General features: G+C 71.3%; 13 protein-coding genes and 2 tRNA genes. 4 read left to right on the top strand and 11 right to left on the bottom strand.

Annotated features, from left to right (window positions below; translation table 11 throughout):
- Nucleotides 1–142: 142 nt before the first annotated feature.
- The gene (locus tag ABTY20_RS02425) at nucleotides 143–559 is read left to right on the top strand and encodes a Fur family transcriptional regulator (RefSeq protein ID WP_351995150.1); all 417 of its coding nucleotides are present in this window, start codon (nucleotides 143–145) and stop codon (nucleotides 557–559) included.
- 99 nt (nucleotides 560–658) lie between these two features.
- Here ABTY20_RS02425 and ABTY20_RS02420 read toward each other — a convergent pair.
- From ABTY20_RS02420 to ABTY20_RS02405, 4 genes are all read right to left on the bottom strand, one after another.
- Nucleotides 659–732: transfer RNA gene (locus tag ABTY20_RS02420), tRNA-Met, on the bottom strand.
- A 117-nt stretch (nucleotides 733–849) separates the two neighbouring features.
- The gene (locus tag ABTY20_RS02415) at nucleotides 850–2,667 is read right to left on the bottom strand and encodes a tetratricopeptide repeat protein (RefSeq protein ID WP_351995149.1); all 1,818 of its coding nucleotides are present in this window, start codon (nucleotides 2,665–2,667) and stop codon (nucleotides 850–852) included.
- A gap of 223 nt (nucleotides 2,668–2,890) precedes the next feature.
- Nucleotides 2,891–2,964: transfer RNA gene (locus ABTY20_RS02410), tRNA-Met, on the bottom strand.
- A gap of 55 nt (nucleotides 2,965–3,019) precedes the next feature.
- Entirely contained in the window at nucleotides 3,020–5,950 is a 2,931-nt protein-coding gene (locus ABTY20_RS02405) for a UPF0182 family membrane protein (RefSeq protein ID WP_351995342.1), read from the bottom strand.
- Between the two features lie 164 nt (nucleotides 5,951–6,114).
- Here ABTY20_RS02405 and ABTY20_RS02400 point away from each other — a divergent pair, with 164 nt between their 5' ends.
- Nucleotides 6,115–6,657, top strand: a complete 543-nt coding sequence (locus tag ABTY20_RS02400) for a PPA1309 family protein (protein WP_351995148.1) — start codon at nucleotides 6,115–6,117, stop codon at nucleotides 6,655–6,657.
- A gap of 9 nt (nucleotides 6,658–6,666) precedes the next feature.
- On the opposite strand, the gene ABTY20_RS02395 is transcribed toward ABTY20_RS02400, so the two are convergent.
- From ABTY20_RS02395 to ABTY20_RS02380, 4 genes are all read right to left on the bottom strand, one after another.
- On the bottom strand, nucleotides 6,667–7,761 hold the full coding sequence (locus ABTY20_RS02395; protein WP_351995147.1) for a YlbL family protein: 1,095 nt from the start codon (nucleotides 7,759–7,761) through the stop codon (nucleotides 6,667–6,669).
- A gap of 99 nt (nucleotides 7,762–7,860) precedes the next feature.
- Entirely contained in the window at nucleotides 7,861–8,007 is a 147-nt protein-coding gene (locus tag ABTY20_RS02390; RefSeq protein ID WP_351995353.1) for a hypothetical protein, read from the bottom strand.
- Between the two features lie 170 nt (nucleotides 8,008–8,177).
- Nucleotides 8,178–8,636 (bottom strand): molybdenum cofactor biosynthesis protein MoaE, encoded by a 459-nt coding sequence (locus ABTY20_RS02385; RefSeq protein ID WP_351995146.1) that lies wholly within the window; start codon nucleotides 8,634–8,636, stop codon nucleotides 8,178–8,180.
- 79 nt (nucleotides 8,637–8,715) lie between these two features.
- Nucleotides 8,716–9,879 carry an SDR family oxidoreductase gene (locus ABTY20_RS02380; RefSeq protein ID WP_351995145.1) on the bottom strand — a complete coding sequence of 388 codons (1,164 nt, stop codon included), beginning with the start codon at nucleotides 9,877–9,879 and terminating at the stop codon, nucleotides 8,716–8,718.
- 192 nt (nucleotides 9,880–10,071) lie between these two features.
- Between ABTY20_RS02380 and ABTY20_RS02375 the strand changes: the two genes are divergently transcribed.
- Together ABTY20_RS02375 and ABTY20_RS02370 are read left to right on the top strand one after the other, a co-directional pair.
- Nucleotides 10,072–11,508 (top strand): zinc-dependent metalloprotease, encoded by a 1,437-nt coding sequence (locus ABTY20_RS02375; RefSeq protein WP_351995144.1) that lies wholly within the window; start codon nucleotides 10,072–10,074, stop codon nucleotides 11,506–11,508.
- Nucleotides 11,505–12,026: an NUDIX hydrolase gene (locus ABTY20_RS02370; RefSeq protein WP_351995143.1), complete on the top strand. Its 522-nt coding sequence runs from the start codon at nucleotides 11,505–11,507 to the stop codon at nucleotides 12,024–12,026. Before ABTY20_RS02375 ends, ABTY20_RS02370 begins: the two co-directional genes overlap by 4 nt.
- A gap of 53 nt (nucleotides 12,027–12,079) precedes the next feature.
- On the opposite strand, the gene ABTY20_RS02365 is transcribed toward ABTY20_RS02370, so the two are convergent.
- The 3 genes from ABTY20_RS02365 to ABTY20_RS02355 all read right to left on the bottom strand — a co-directional run.
- Nucleotides 12,080–12,835: an AIM24 family protein gene (locus ABTY20_RS02365; protein WP_351995142.1), complete on the bottom strand. Its 756-nt coding sequence runs from the start codon at nucleotides 12,833–12,835 to the stop codon at nucleotides 12,080–12,082.
- 17 nt (nucleotides 12,836–12,852) lie between these two features.
- Nucleotides 12,853–13,533 (bottom strand): AIM24 family protein, encoded by a 681-nt coding sequence (locus ABTY20_RS02360; protein WP_351995141.1) that lies wholly within the window; start codon nucleotides 13,531–13,533, stop codon nucleotides 12,853–12,855.
- A 12-nt stretch (nucleotides 13,534–13,545) separates the two neighbouring features.
- Nucleotides 13,546–14,599 (bottom strand): AIM24 family protein (locus ABTY20_RS02355; protein WP_351995140.1); only part of this gene is annotated, 1,054 nt, incomplete at its 5' end.

Raw genomic sequence — 14,599 nt, 5'->3', positions numbered from 1 at the left:
TGCGCCTCCTGCGTCATCACTGACCAACCTGTGCCTTGGCCAAATCCGAGCCCGATCTTACAATGGACAATGTCTAAGTCAAGTAAAGCTCCAAAGTCACACCCGTTCGGGATCCTGTCCCCCTGCTGTTAGGCTGGTGCCTATGAGTGACCTTCTGGAACGGCTCCGTGGACGTGGATGGCGGATGACCGCGCAGCGCCGTGTCGTGGCCGAGGTCCTCGACGGCGAACACGTCCACCTCACAGCCGACGAGGTGCATGCCAGGGCCGTCGCCAAGCTGCCCGAGATCTCCCGGGCGACCGTCTACAACACCCTGGGCGAACTGGTCTCGCTCGGCGAGGTGCTGGAGGTCGCCACGGACAAGCGGGCCAAGCGGTACGACCCCAACGCCCACCGTCCGCACCACCACCTGGTGTGCGCGCGGTGCGGCGCGATCCGCGACGTGCACCCGACCGGCAATCCGCTGGCCGACCTTCCCGACACGGAGCGCTTCGGCTTCACGGTCTCCGACGTCGAGGTGACGTACCGCGGCGTCTGCCCGAACTGCGCGGCGGCGTGAGCGGCCCGCACGCGTAAGCGAAAGCCCCGGCATCCGATGGATGCCGGGGCTGAGCACCGAGGGCCGGAAACCTGTCGGTTTCCGGCCCTCGGCCTTCAGTAGCGGGGACAGGATTTGAACCTGCGACCTCTGGGTTATGAGCCCAGCGAGCTACCGAGCTGCTCCACCCCGCGTCGATGAATGAAACATTACGTCAAGAGAACAGGCAGAAGCAAATCCGTCGGCCGCGGTCAGTCGCACCGCGGGGGCGGCGGGGTCCCCGCTCGAGCGAAGTCGAGAGCGGGTCGGCCTCACGCCGACAGCTCCTCGCGCAGCGCGTCCCGCAGCCGCGTGGCCCGCTCCGCGACGGCCGCGGGCCCCAGCTCCGCCGCGCGCTCCGCCCACCGCTGCCCCTCCGCGAGCTCCCCTCGTCGCGCGTAGACCAGTGCGAGCCGCAGTGCCGCACGGCCGTGCCCCGCGTCGGCCGCCCGGGTCCACCACACGACCGCCTCGGGCTCACTTCCCTCGCGGGCCAGCAGCAGCCCCAGGTTGAAGGCGCCGTTACGGGACCCGGCCTCCGCCGCCTCCCGGTACCACCGCGCCGCCTCCCCCACGTCCCCCCGGGCCGCGGCCAGCATCCCGACCCGCACCTGCGCCCGCCGGTGCCCCTGGGAGGCCGCCCGCTCGTACCACTCCTCGCACTCGCTGCGCCGGTCCACCGGCTCCCCCAGCTCGTGCGCGGGCTCGGGCGGCCGGCGGGCGTCCAGCACCGTCGCCAGCCGGTACGCCGCCTCCGCGCTCCCCCCGCCCGCCGCGCACCGCAGGAACCGCTCCGCCTCGCCCTCCTCGCCCTCCCGCAGCCGCGCCATCCCGACCTGGAGCGCCGCCTCCATGTGTCCCGCCGCAGCCGCCCGCTCGTACCAGCGCAGGGCGGACCGCTCCTCGCCCCGGCCCGCGTGCAGGATGCCGAGGTTGAAGGCGGCGTCCACGCTGCCGGTCTCCGCGGCCTTGGAGAACCACGGCTCCGCGCCGGTCTCGTCCCCGGCCCGCAGCAGCAGGATCGCCAGCGCGTTCGCCGCCTCGCGGTGACCGGCGTACGCGGCCCGCCGGTACCACTGCTCGGCCTGGGCGGTGCGGCCCTGGTCGGCGCAGAGCAGCCCGAGGTTGTAGGCACCGTTGATGTCACCGGCGTCCATCGCGGCCCGGTACCAGCGCTCGGCGGTCTGGGTCTCGCCCCGCTCCGCGTGCAGCGCGCCCAGCGCGTTGGCCGCGTTGCCGTCGCCGTCCTGCGCGGCCCGCAGCCACCACGCGGCGGCGTTCTCGCTGTCCCCGGCGTCGCGCAGCAGGAAACCGAGCGCGCAGGCCGCCCGGGGCTCTCCGTCCTTGGCGGAGGTCAGGTACCAGCGGCCGGCCTCCCTGAGCTCGCCGCGCCGCTCCAGGATCACCCCGAGGTGCAGCGCGGCCCGGCGGTGTCCGCGCGCGGCGGCCTGCCGGTACCACTGCTCGGCCTCCCGCACCAGCGCCGCGGCGGCCCCGTCGCCCTCCCGCGCGGCCCGGCGGTCCAGCGCGCGGGCCAGCCGGTACGCCCCTTCCCGGTGTCCCCGCTCGGCGGCGACCCGCATCCAGCGCTCCGTCCCGGCCGTGTCCCCGCGGTGCTCCAGCAGGTCGGCGAGGGCGTACGCGCCGAGGGTGTGGCCCTGCTCGGCGGACTGGCGCAGCCAGTACTCGGCGGCGGGCTCGTCCCCGCGCTCCCGGTGGTGGCGGCCGAGTGCGTGGGCCGCCGCGGTGGAGCCGGCGACGGCGGCGATCCGCCACCAGCCCGCGGCCTCGTCGGCGTAGCCCCGCTGGTGCAGCAGGACGCCCAGGTTGTTGGCGGCGGCGCGGTCGCCCGCGGCGGTGGCCGCACGCAGGTGGGGTTCGGCTCCGTCGAGATCGCCGCGGCGCAGCAGCATGGCGCCGAGGACACTCATCGCCTCGACGTCGCCGGCCTCGGCGGCGAGCCGCTGACGCAGTTCCTCGGCCGCCTCGTCGGCGGCCTCCCCCGTCTCGTCGCGGGGCTCCTCCTCGGGGGAGGACCTCACAAAACGCCCTGTCTCAAACAGAGTTGCCTTGTCCCCCATAACATCCATCGTCGCACCACCTGCACCCTGGGTATACCCGGCACACCGCAGTCAGTGAGGTCACTACAGCGTTTTGTCGACATGCCCACAGAGAGACAAGTCAAACACAGATCCGCCAACTCCCGCCCACGGCACGGCCGTCGCCCGCCCGGGCGCATGTGTTCGCCCATCACAAAGGCCCGGATTCCTTGAGGAATCCGGGCCTTTGACGTCGCCGACTTCGCGACCTGAGTAGCGGGGACAGGATTTGAACCTGCGACCTCTGGGTTATGAGCCCAGCGAGCTACCGAGCTGCTCCACCCCGCGCCGTTGCGTCACAACCGTAACACGGCGCGGGAGGGGCGTTTGACCAGCCTGTTCGCTAACCGCCCGGCTTCGCGTCGGGAGCGGCGGTCCCGCCGGCGCCACCGCCCCCTTCCGCCGACTGGGCCTCCTCGGCCTTGCGCAACGCGTCCTCCAGGTCCTTCTGCGCCTTGCCGTAGGCCTCCCAGTCGTTCTTCTTCAGGGCTTCCTGGCCGGCCTCGAAGGCCTTCTGGGCGTCGTCCAGCGCTTCCTTGACCGTCGGGTTCTCGGAGGCCGGCGGTGGCGTCGTGCCCTCCTCCTCGCCGGCTCCCTCGTCCTCGCCCGGTGGCGGCTCGGTGGTCGTGCCCTCGCCCCCGAAGACCTTGTCGAGGGCCTGGTCGAGGGTGTCCTCGAAGGCGGTCTGGCCTCCGTAGGTCACCAGCACCTTCCGCAGCAGCGGGTACTTCAGCCCACCGCCGCGCACGTAGACCGGCTCCACGTAGAGCAGTCCTCCGTCGAGCGGGACGGCCAGGAGGTTGCCGTACTCGACCTCCGAGTCGCCGCCCCTCAGCAGCCTGATCGACTCGGCGATGTCCTGCTCGGAGTTGAACTGGCTCTGGACCTGCTTGGGTCCGGCGGCCGTGGTGCTGGTCGGCAGTTTCAGCACTCTGATCTTGCCGTAGTCGTCGGTGCCCGGATCGGCGTTCACCGCCATGAAGGCACTGAGGTTGTCACGGCCGTTCGGCGTGAACGTGGTGGTGAGCGAGAAGGTCTGCTCCCGCTGGTCGGGCATCTTCATGCTCAGGTAGTACGGAGGGACCGCGTCGCCCGTCTTGTTGGTCGGGTCGTCCGGCACCTCCCACACCTCGCTGCCCGAGAGGAACGTGGTGGCGTCCTTCACGTGGTAGCGGGTCAGCAGCTCGCGCTGCACCTTGAACAGGTCCTGCGGGTACCGCAGATGGGCCATCAGACCGTCGGAGATCTCGGCCTTCGGCTGCACCGTGTCCGGGAAGGCCTTCATCCAGGTCTTCAGGACCGGGTCCCGGGTGTCCCACTGGTAGAGCTTGACCTCGCCGCTGTACGCGTCGACGGTCGCCTTCACCGAGTTGCGGATGTAGTTGACCTGGTTCTGCTGGGCCACCACCGCGCGCTGGTCGTTGGTGGCGGTCAGCGAGTCGGCCGTGGTGTCACCGAGGGTCGTGCGCGACGAGTACGGGTAGCCGTTGGTCGTCGTGTAGGCGTCGACGATCCACTGGATGCGGCCGTCCACGACCGCCGGGTAGGCGTCGCCGTCGATGGTCAGCCACGGGGCGATCGCCTCGACGCGCTCCTTGGGCGTGCGGTTGTACAGGATCCGCGAGCCCTCGCCGATCGCGCCGGAGTACAGGATCTGCGGCTCGCTGAACGCGACCGCGTAAGCGGCCCGGTTGACCGGGTTGGCGAGGTCGACCCCGCTGTCGCCCCGGTAGCTGTACGTCTTCTCGCCGCTGTCGTCGGAGTAGTCGATCTCCTTCTGGGGACCGCCGACGATCGAGTACGTCGTCGTCCGCTCGCCGTAGTAGACCCGCTGCTCGTACGACCCGAGGTCGCCCTTGGAGGGCAGGTCGGACTCGGTGAACTCGGGACGGCCGCCGGCGTCGGCGCTGGTGCCCTCGGCGGCGACGACTCCGTATCCGTGCGTGTACCGGAAGTGGTCGTTGATCCAGTTCCGCTTCGGAATGCCGTTGAGGTTCAGCTCGCGCAGACCGATGACCGTGTCCTGGTCCTTGCCGTCCTTGGTGTACCGGTCCACGTCCAGGTTGGTCGGGAACGCGTAGTAGTTCCTGATCTGCTGGAGCTGCTGGAACGTCGGCGAGACGATGTTCGGGTCCATGATCCGGATGCTCGCCGTCCGGGGGACGTCGTCGCGCAGCTGCGTCTTGTCCTCGGTCTGGCTGGTGCCCGGATACTCGGTGACCTGGGAGTCGTCGATGCCGTAGGCCTCACGCGTGGCCTTGAGGTTCTTCTCGACGTACGGCGCTTCCTTGGCCTGCTCGTTGGGCTGGACCTGGAACTTCTGCACGATGGCCGGGTACAGGCCGCCGATGAGGATCGCCGACAGCACCATCAGGCCGAAGCCGATCACGGGCAGCTGCCAGGTGCGCCGCCACAGGGTGGCGAAGAACAGCAGCGCGCAGATCACGGCGATGCAGAACAGGATCGTCTTGGCCGGCAGGTAGGCGTTGGCGTCGACGTACCTGAGGCCCGTCCAGCTGTCGGTGGCCTTGAAGTCGCTGGACTTCACCGCCAGCCCGTACCGGTCGAGCCAGTAGGCGACCGCCTTCAGGGCGACGAAGACGCCGAGGAGCACCGACAGGTGTCCGGTGGCCGCGGCCGTGGCGCGGGCGCCCGGGCTCGTGATGCGGAGGCCGCCGTACAGGTAGTGGGTGAGCGCGGCGGCGATCAGCGCCAGGATGGTGGCGGCGAAGCCGAAGCCGAGCAGGAACCGGTACCAGGGCAGGTCGAAGGCGTAGAAGGAGACGTCGAGCTTGAACTGCGGGTCCTTCTCGCCGAAGGACACGCCGTTGACCCACATCAGCCAGGTCCGCCACTGGCTCGACGCGGAGGCGCCGGCGATCAGGCCGACCAGCGCGGTGACGCCGAGCAGCAGCCACTTCTTGTACGGGGCGATGCCCATCCGGTACCGGTCGAGGTTCTGCTGCTCCATCGACATGGCGCTCAGCGGCGGCCGCATCCGGTGCGCCAGCCAGATGTTGAAGCCGACCGCGAGGGCCATCAGCAGACCGAAGACGAAGAACAACCCGATCTTGGTCCACAGGGTCGTCGTGAACACCGACGAGTAGTGGACCGAGCGGTACCACAGCCAGTCGGTCCAGAAGCCCGCGAACATGGTGAACACCATGCCGAGGACGGCCAGGACGCCCAGTGTCATGAGCAGGGTCCGGACCCGCCGGGACGGGCGGCCCACTCTGATCCGTGGCCCCGTCGGGCCTCCGCCGCGGTCCGGCATCTGGAAAGCCAAGGTAGGCACCTCGAAGTTCGCTGTTGATTCGTCGAGCCCGCGTCTTCACGGACCGTGTGTGGTCCCCCGAGATCGCAGGCCCACACCTATGCAACTTACTCACCCTTTACTCGGTTCCCGATTCCGGCCAGGAACGAGAGAGGATTGTGACCATGTCCAACACACCCATGGCGGCCAACCCGCTCACCCGGGCCGTGCTCGAGATCGACGAGTACGTCTCCGGCCTCGGCTGGGACCAGCCCGCCCGCCTGTTCGCCCTCGTCGACACCGCCCGGCTGCGGGCCGAACAGCCCTCGCTCGCGGACCGGCTCGGTCTGGGCGACGAACAGGAGACCACCGCTCTCACCCCGATCGAGCAGGACGAGATTCCCACGGGCAAGCCGCTCGACGAGTTCCTGGGCACCATCGCCTGGCCCGACGCGGTGACCGGCTGCGCCCTCACCGTGGAGCGTCTGATGCTGCCGCCGTCGGCCGAGGCCCAGGTCCCCGAGGACCTGGACGAGGCCGCTCTGACGAAGTGGGTGGCGCGGCACCCGGAGCGCCAGGAGGTGCGGATGACGGTCGCGGTGCTGCGCGACGGGACCCGCGAGTCGGCGCTGCGGCTGCGTGAGAAGGACTCCCCCACGGAGGTCCTCACCGGCTCCGACCTGGTGCCGGGTCTGGCGCAGGCGCTGACCGCGACGTTCGAGGAGTAGCCGGACCGGTCAGGACGCCGTGCACGTCGGCAGGTCCGAGGTGGCGCCGGAGCGGATGTCCTCCAGGGAGTCCAGGGCGTCGCCGATGGTGTCCACCTTCACCAGGGTGAGGCCCTCGGGGACGTCCTTGGCGGCGGACGCGCAGTTGCCGGCGGGCGTGAGGAAGTACTCGGCGCCCTTGTCGCGCGCGCCGACCGTCTTCAACTCGATCCCGCCGATCGGCCCGACCTTGCCGTCGTCGTCGATCGTGCCGGTGCCGGCGACGAATTCGCCGCCGGTCAGGCTGCCCGGGGTGAGCTTGTCGTAGATGCCGAGCGCGAACATCAGCCCCGCGCTCGGCCCGCCGACGTCGGCGAGCTTGATGTCGATGCTGAACGGGAAGGTGTGGTCGGTCCCCGCGGAGATGCCGACGACGGCGCGCTTCTCGCCGCCGTCCTCGGAGGTCGTGGTGGTGATCGTGACCTTCTCGGTCTTCGTCGCCGTCCGGTTCCCCTTCTCGGCGGCGGCCTGCTCCTTGGCCGGCACGATCGTGAAGACGACGTCCTCGCCGGGCTTGTGCCGGGTCACCAGCTCGGCGACGTCGGCCGGCTCCTTCACCGCCGTGCCGTCGACGGCGCTGATCACGTCGCCGGCGTGCAGCTTGCCCTCGGACGGGGACCCCTTGACGACCGTGGAGACGATCACCCAGGACCTCACCGGGACGTCCAGTTCCTTCAGGGCCGCGACCTTGGCGCTCTCCTGGGACTGGCTGAACTCCTCGGCGTTCTCCTGGGTGGACTCCTCCTCCGTCTTGCCGTTGGGGTAGAGGGTGTCGTGCGGGACGACCTTGTGGTCGTGCGCGAGCCATCCGTGGACGGCCTCGACGAGGTTCATCCGGTAGTCGGCGCTGGTCACCCGCACCGTGGTCATGTTGAGGTGGCCGTCCGTCGGGTAGGTCCTGCGCCCGTCGATCTGCAGCACCGGTTCGCCGTCGTGCTCGCCCAGCGTGTTCACCGTCGGCCCCGGGGACATCTCCGAGTAGGGCACGGGGAGGAAGACCCCCGCGCACAGGAGCGCGATCAGCATCAGGGTGGAGGCGAGCATCGTCGCGGTGCGGCGTGGCATGCCTCGACAGTACGGGACAGGCCTGTCAGCACACCGTCAGGGCCGCCCGGACGGGCGGCCCCGCTCGTTTCACACGGTGTGACCTGCTGTCCCCTGCCCTCAGCTCCCCGCGCGCGGCCTCTCCATGGCCTCGCGGAACCGGGCGTAACCGATGAGTTCGGGGCCGTCGCTCCGCACCTTGCGGGTGCGGCTGGCCCAGCCGCCCCAGAGCCCCGCTCCGATCGCGGCCACAAGCGGAATCAGCAACCAGGCAAGCGCCGCCATGCCGACCTCCCAACCCCATGAGCGTCCGCAACACTGACTGATCAGCAGATTAACCATCCGTAGTGACAACGCTCACGCCGGGGGTGGGGTTGCGCAACCGGAGGTCCGGCCCTTCCCAGCAGCCACCCGACCACCACCCCCCAACGACGGCGCTACGCGCCGACCCACTCCTCGGTCCCGTCGGAGAACCTCTGGTGCTTCCAGATGGGCACCTCGTGCTTGAGGTCGTCGATCAGCTTCCGGCAGGCCTCGAAGGCCTCTCCCCGGTGCGGGCACGACACGCCGACGACCACGGCGAGGTCCCCGACCCGCAGGTCCCCCACACGGTGCACGGCGGCCAGCGCCCGGACGGGGTACTCGGCGGCGACCTTCTCGGCGATCCGCCGCATCTCGTCCTCGGCACTGGGGTGGCACGTGTAGCCGAGCTCGTCGACGTCGGCGCCCCCGTCGTGGTTGCGCACGGTCCCCACGAACAGGGCCGTCCCGCCGGCCGCGTCGTCCCCGACCGCGCGGAGGACCTCGTCCACGGACAGCGGCGTGTCGCGGATCGAGATCAGCCTGACGGGGTCCTGTGCGGCCTGCTCACCGGGGTGATCGTGCGTGGATGCCATGTCCCCATCGTGCCCCACCCCGACGACGATCCGGAACGAGGCCGGCGCCCGGCACGCGCGCGTGCCCGCGGCAGGCGCCTCAGAAGCGGCGCCGCGCCTTCCGGGCCCGGCGTACCACCGCCGCCGCGCCCAGCAGGGCCACCGTCGCACCCGCCGCGCCCGCCGCCGTCGCGTCCTTGCGGCCCAGCCTCCGGCCGGCGACCGTGTGCCTGCCGGACACCTCCTCCAGCAGCTCCGCGAGCACCTCCTCGTTGGTGTGCGCGGGCCGCCACCCCGCGTCGTGCAGCCTGCTCCCGCTCACCACCCAGGGGTACATCGTGTACGCCAGGTCCCCGGCCGGGGACGGGGTGAGCCCGATCCGGTGCAGCCGGGCCGCCGCGCCGAGCGCGACCGCCGACGGCAGCTCCATCCGCCGGATCCCGCTGAGCTCCTCGACCTCCTCCTGCTCCAGCCACCCGTCGCAGCCGACGGCCAGCTCGCCGTCGACCTTCTCCAGGACGGCGTACTCCAGGGCACTGCACAGGTCGTCGACGTGGCAGAACTGCCACGCAGGGCGCGACCCGGCCACCACGAGCAGCCGGGGCGACTCGAAGTACCTGGTCAGCGCGGTGTCGGTGCCTCCCACCAGTACGGCGGGACGCACGACCGTGACGTTGAGCCCGGGGTGCGCCCTGGGCGCCCGGCGTGCGAGCCGCTCGATCTCCAGGAGGTCACCGACGCCCGTGGCCTCCGCCGTGGCGCGCAGTTCCGCCTCCTCGGACAGCGGCAGCTCGTTGTCCGGCAGCGCCCCGTAGACCATCGTCGACGTGCACAGCACCACGCGGTGCACCCCGGCGGCCGCGGCGGCCGTCAGCACCGTCTGCGTGCCGCGCACGTTGTAGGCCGTCCGGGCGGCGGCGTCGGTCTCCAGGTCGAGGTCGAGCGCCAGGTGGACCACCACGTCGGCCCCGCGCAGCTTGTCCGCGATGGCCGGGTCCCGTACGTCCAGGATGTGCCAGCGTGCCTCGGCGCACTCGCCGCGCCGCTCGTCGATGGCGATGACCTGCTTGATCTCCTCCGAGGCGGCGAGCCGCGCGGTGAGCAGCGCGCCGACGCCGGACGCGGCGCCGGTGACCGCGACGACGGGGCCGCGCGCGGCGGTCGCCCCGTCGGCGCGGAGCGCCGACGTCGAGGGGCGGTGGTCGGGCGACGAGCGGGTCGATTCGTTTCGCGCTGCGCGAACCTGTGGATCTGGGGAACTCACCGGGCGTCTCCAGCGGTTGTCTTCAGTACGAGCGCAAGCGATGCGTGCGTACCAGGTGGCATCCATCCTGCCGCAGGCCCTCTGTCGGCGAAGCACCGAGGCCCGAACCGCTTCAGGTGTCTACGCTGGGTGGTGTTGTCGGGCAGCCGTGCCGCCGGAAAGAACCGGTGGCCCTACCAGCCGAGGAAACCCGTGAGTGACACCCCATTCGGATTCGGCCTTCCGCCGGAGGAGCCGGACGACGGCGACGAGGGCAAGAAGAAGGACCCGCAGAGCGGTGGTGGTCAGGGCCCGGCCAACCCGTTCGGCTTCGGCATGCCCGGGGCCGGAGGCTTTGGCGGCCCGGGCGCGGACAATCCGTTCGCCGCGATGTTCGGGTCGTTGAACCCCACCGACCTGGGCGCAGCGTTCCAGCAGCTCGGCCAGATGCTCTCCTACGAGGGCGGGCCGGTGAACTGGGACATGGCCAAGCAGATCGCCCGGCAGACCGTCTCGCAGGGCACCGCGGAGGGTTCGAAGGACGCGAGCGTCGGCCCCGCCGACCGCAGAGCCGTGGAGGAGGCCGTCCGTCTGGCCGATCTGTGGCTGGACGACGCGACCTCCCTGCCCTCGGGCGCCAACTCCGCCGTGGCCTGGAGCCGTGCGGAGTGGGTCGAGGCCACCCTGCCGGCCTGGCGGGAGCTGGTCGACCCGGTCGCCGAGCGCGTCGGGAACGCGATGGGCGATGTCCTGCCCGAGGAGATGCAGGCCATGGCCGGTCCGCTGATCGGCATGATGCGCTCCATGGGCGGCGCCATGTTCGGCACGCAGATCGGGCAGGCCGTCGGCGTGCTCGCCGGCGAGGTCGTCGGTTCGTCCGACATCGGCCTGCCGCTGGGTCCGGCCCGCCGGGCCGCGCTGCTGCCGCTGAACATCGAGACCTTCGGCAAGGACCTGGGCGTCCCCCAGGAGGAGGTGCGGCTGTACCTCGCCCTGCGCGAGGCCGCCCACCAGCGCCTGTTCGCACACGTCCCCTGGCTGCGCTCGCATCTCTTCGGCGCCGTCGACGGCTACGCGCGCGGGATCAAGGTCGACACCGGCAAGCTCGAGGACGTCGTCGGCCAGTTCGACCCGCAGAACCCCGAGCAGCTGCAGGAGGCCCTTCAGCAGGGCATGTTCCAGCCGGAGGACACGCCGGAGCAGAAGGCGGCCCTGGCCCGTCTGGAGACGGCGCTGGCGCTCGTCGAGGGCTGGGTGGACGCCGTGGTGCACGCGGCGGCCAAGCCGCGGCTGTCGTCGGCCGACGCGCTGCGCGAGACGCTGCGCCGCCGCCGCGCCTCGGGCGGCCCGGCGGAGCAGACCTTCGCCACGCTGATCGGTCTGGAGCTGCGCCCGCGCCGGCTGCGCGACGCCTCACGGCTGTGGGCCTCGCTCACCGACGCGCGCGGGGTCGACGGCAGGGACGCCCTGTGGGCGCACCCGGACATGCTGCCGACGGCGACCGACCTGGACGACCCGGACGGCTTCGTGCACCGCGAGCAGATCGACTTCTCCGAGCTGGACAAGATGCTCGGCGAGGCCGCGGGCAGGCCCGACCTCAAGAAGAAGGACGAGGACGAGGACGAGGGAAAGGGCGACGGCGCCGAGTGAGCCTCCACGACGACGCGGTCCTCGTGCTCAAGGGGTACGAGGGCCAGTCCGAGCTGCGCCAGACCTATCTGGACCACCTCGCGGCCCATCCGGACGGCATGTGGAAGGCCTGCGCGGACGGCCACGTCACGGCGAGCGGCCTGGTGATCGACCCCGAGCGGGGCCGGGTGCTGCTGACCCTGCACCGGAAGCTGCGGATGTGGCTCCAGACGGGCGGGCACTGCGAGCCGGGTGACGTCTCGCTCGCGGCGGCGGCCCTGCGGGAGGCCACGGAGGAGTCCGGCGTCGCGGGACTGACGCTGGTGCCCGGCGGGCCCGTCCGGCTGGACCGCCACCACACGCCGTGCGCCTGGCACCTGGACGTCCAGTACGCGGCGCTGGCTCCGTCCGGTGCCGTCGAGGCGATCAGCGACGAGTCCCTCGACCTGCGCTGGTTCCCGTACGACGAGGTGGCGGACGTGGCCGACGCCTCGGTCACCCGTCTGGTGGAAGCGGCCCGGACGAGACTGGGCGGCTGACACGGGGGCGGGGCGGCCGCGCGCGGTCGCCCCGCCCCCGTGTCCGTCCCCTGTCAGCTCCAGGCGTTGCCCTGGTTCCGGCCGCGGACGCCCTGCTGTCCCATGCCGTACTGCGCGGCGAGGCCCGAGCCGATCTGCGCGTTCTGCGGCGGCAGCAGCTCGCTGGGCTGGACGAGCGCGAAGCCGGTGCCCATGAAGCTGAGCTCCCACCCCTCGCCGGTGCTGCCGCGGCGCCGCCACACCCCGGAGGAGTGGGTCTGGGCCTGCATCTGCACGCGCAGGGACGTGGACCAGGCGACGATCGCGTCGGCGTCGCAGTTGACGTACCTGTCCGGCGTCACCTGCATCAGCAGCGGCATGCCCGAGGTCATCAGGGCGACCTTGCCGTTGCCGGTGATGTTGAGCTGGTACTTCCCGGATCCGGAGATGCCGTACAGGCTGTCGACGGCGATCACCTCGTGGTGCAGCGAGGAGTCCATCGCGAGCACATAGCTGCTGTCGACCGTCAGCCCGTCGTGGTCCACCTCCATGACGTGGACGCGCTGGGCGAGGTTGGCGAGGTAGACGGTGCCCTGCCCGTGGCAGCGCATCAGGTCGAGTCCCTCACCGGTCTGCGCACGCGCGCGGGACGCGCTGCTGTTCTGGAACTCGGCGTCGAACTCGACGAGTCCCTGGTAGGCGACCATGGTGCCCTTGCGGGCGAGGACGTCGTCGTGACCCTCCAGGGCGACGCGGAGCATCTGCTGGTTCTGCAGGCTCCAGCGCTCCTGGGTCTGCTGGTCGTTGAGGGCGAAAAGCGGGCTCTGCATGGTGTGGTTGCTCCCCCTCAGCCCCGGACCCGGAGACGGTCGGTGCTGTCCTCACTGGGCTGGACGACGACGATGCCCTGACCGGAGAAGGCCATCTGGTAGGCCTCTCCGCTGCCGCGGCCGATCAGCGACTGGGCGCGGAAGCTGCGCTTGCCCTTCACCTTGAGGTTCGGGGACCAGGCGACCAGGGCGTCCGGATCGACGTACGTCTCGTCCTCGCCGCCGCCGCAGTCGACGACGATCGGCTTGCCGCGCGAGGTCAGCGCGACCCAGCCCTGTCCGGAGATCCTGGTGTTCCACAGTCCCTGGCCGGCGAACTTCGCCAGCCCCTTGACCCGCTCCACGCCCCACGTGAGGTGTGCGTCGAAGGCGAGCAGGTTGGTGGCGTTGACGGAGATGCCGTCGCCGTTGAGGTTGATCACGACGACGTTGGCGCCGTAGTCGGCGAGGTAGAGCAGGCCGTCGCCGGAGCACTTCATCAGCGGCGCGCCCTCACCGGTGAGCCAGTCCTTGGCGATCTGGCGCACGGCGGGCGGGTTGGGCTCGTACTGGACGAACCCTTCGTAGGCGACCATCGAGCCCACGCGCGCGAAGAGGTCGTTCCCGGTCTGCATGGCGACCTTCAGCATGTGGTTGCCGTGGTTCTCCATGCGGGCGGTGACGGGGCCGGGGGCGTAGCCCGCGAGTGGCTGGTTCATGACGGGCTCCCTTCAGATCTCGTACGGCTGGACGACGATGAAGTTGCCGGGCGCGCCCCGGAACTGGAGGTTCACGCTCTCCCCGGTGTCGCCGGGGTAGGAGTTGCGGCGCATCCGCACCTGGCTGGAGACGACCACCTGGGAGGCGGCCGACCAGGCGACCACGGCGTTGCAGTCGGCGAAGGTGGTGGGCGTGACCGGCAGCACCACGGGGACGCCGTGGGTCTTGACGACGATCGTGCCGGTGCCCTGGAACTGCATCGTGAACAGCGCGCCGCCGGGGATGCCGTGCCCCTCGATGCGGCGGACCTCGTACTGGAGGCTCTCGTCGAAGGCGAGGACGTTCTCGGCGGAGACGCACACGGCGTCGCCCTGGAGCTCGATCGGGTGCAGCATCGTGGAGTTCTCGGCGAAGAACACCTGGCCCTGACCGGTGCAGCGCATCAGCTGCATCTCCTGGCCGGTGGCGTTGCCCACGATGCGGCCGGTGAAGCCGGCGCCCTTGTAGCTGAAGTCGACCTTGCCCTGGTAGAGCACCATGCTGCCCTGCCGGGCCAGCACGGGCTGCCCGCCGATGCCGAGGTCGGCGCGGACCAGCTTCTTGTTCTGCTGGGTCCAGCGCTGTCCGGTGGGCGTCTCCTTGAACTGCTGGAGCGCGCCGAGCACGCCGGGGCCCTGCGGTGCGCCCTGGGGCGCGCCGTACGGGGCCTGCTGGTGCGGCACCTGTCCGGGCGGGGGCTGCTGGCCGTAGCCCGGAGGGGGCGCCGGGTGCCCGTGGCCGGGCGGCGGGGCGGGGGCCTGCGGCTGGCCGTAGCCCGGGGGCGGCGGGGCGGGCTGACCGTACGGCGGCTGCTGGCCGGGCTGACCGTAGGGCGCCGGCGCCGAGGGCGGGGGCGGCACGGGGGAGCCGCCGGGCGGGGTGTGCAGAGGAGCCACGATGGTCGGCGCGGCGTACACCGGCGGCACGGAGGGCGCGGGTACGGGAGCGGGCGGCGGCGTCCACTCCTTGAGCTGCTTGGGAGTGATCGTGGAGTCGGCGGCCGCCGCCTGGGCCTCCTCGGACACG

Source organism: Streptomyces sp. NPDC126497 (genome assembly GCF_040302425.1).
Classification (GTDB): Bacteria; Actinomycetota; Actinomycetes; order Streptomycetales; family Streptomycetaceae; genus Streptomyces.
This window is presented reverse-complemented; position numbering and strand designations above follow the sequence as displayed.

Coding starts and splice junctions, on each gene's coding strand:
- ABTY20_RS02425 (WP_351995150.1), top strand. CDS start 143: ATGAGTGACCTTCTGGAACGGCTCCGTGGACGTGGATGGCGGATGACC.
- ABTY20_RS02415 (WP_351995149.1), bottom strand. CDS start 2,667: ATGGATGTTATGGGGGACAAGGCAACTCTGTTTGAGACAGGGCGTTTT.
- ABTY20_RS02405 (WP_351995342.1), bottom strand. CDS start 5,950: ATGCCGGACCGCGGCGGAGGCCCGACGGGGCCACGGATCAGAGTGGGC.
- ABTY20_RS02400 (WP_351995148.1), top strand. CDS start 6,115: ATGTCCAACACACCCATGGCGGCCAACCCGCTCACCCGGGCCGTGCTC.
- ABTY20_RS02395 (WP_351995147.1), bottom strand. CDS start 7,761: ATGCCACGCCGCACCGCGACGATGCTCGCCTCCACCCTGATGCTGATC.
- ABTY20_RS02385 (WP_351995146.1), bottom strand. CDS start 8,636: ATGGCATCCACGCACGATCACCCCGGTGAGCAGGCCGCACAGGACCCC.
- ABTY20_RS02365 (WP_351995142.1), bottom strand. CDS start 12,835: ATGCAGAGCCCGCTTTTCGCCCTCAACGACCAGCAGACCCAGGAGCGC.
- ABTY20_RS02360 (WP_351995141.1), bottom strand. CDS start 13,533: ATGAACCAGCCACTCGCGGGCTACGCCCCCGGCCCCGTCACCGCCCGC.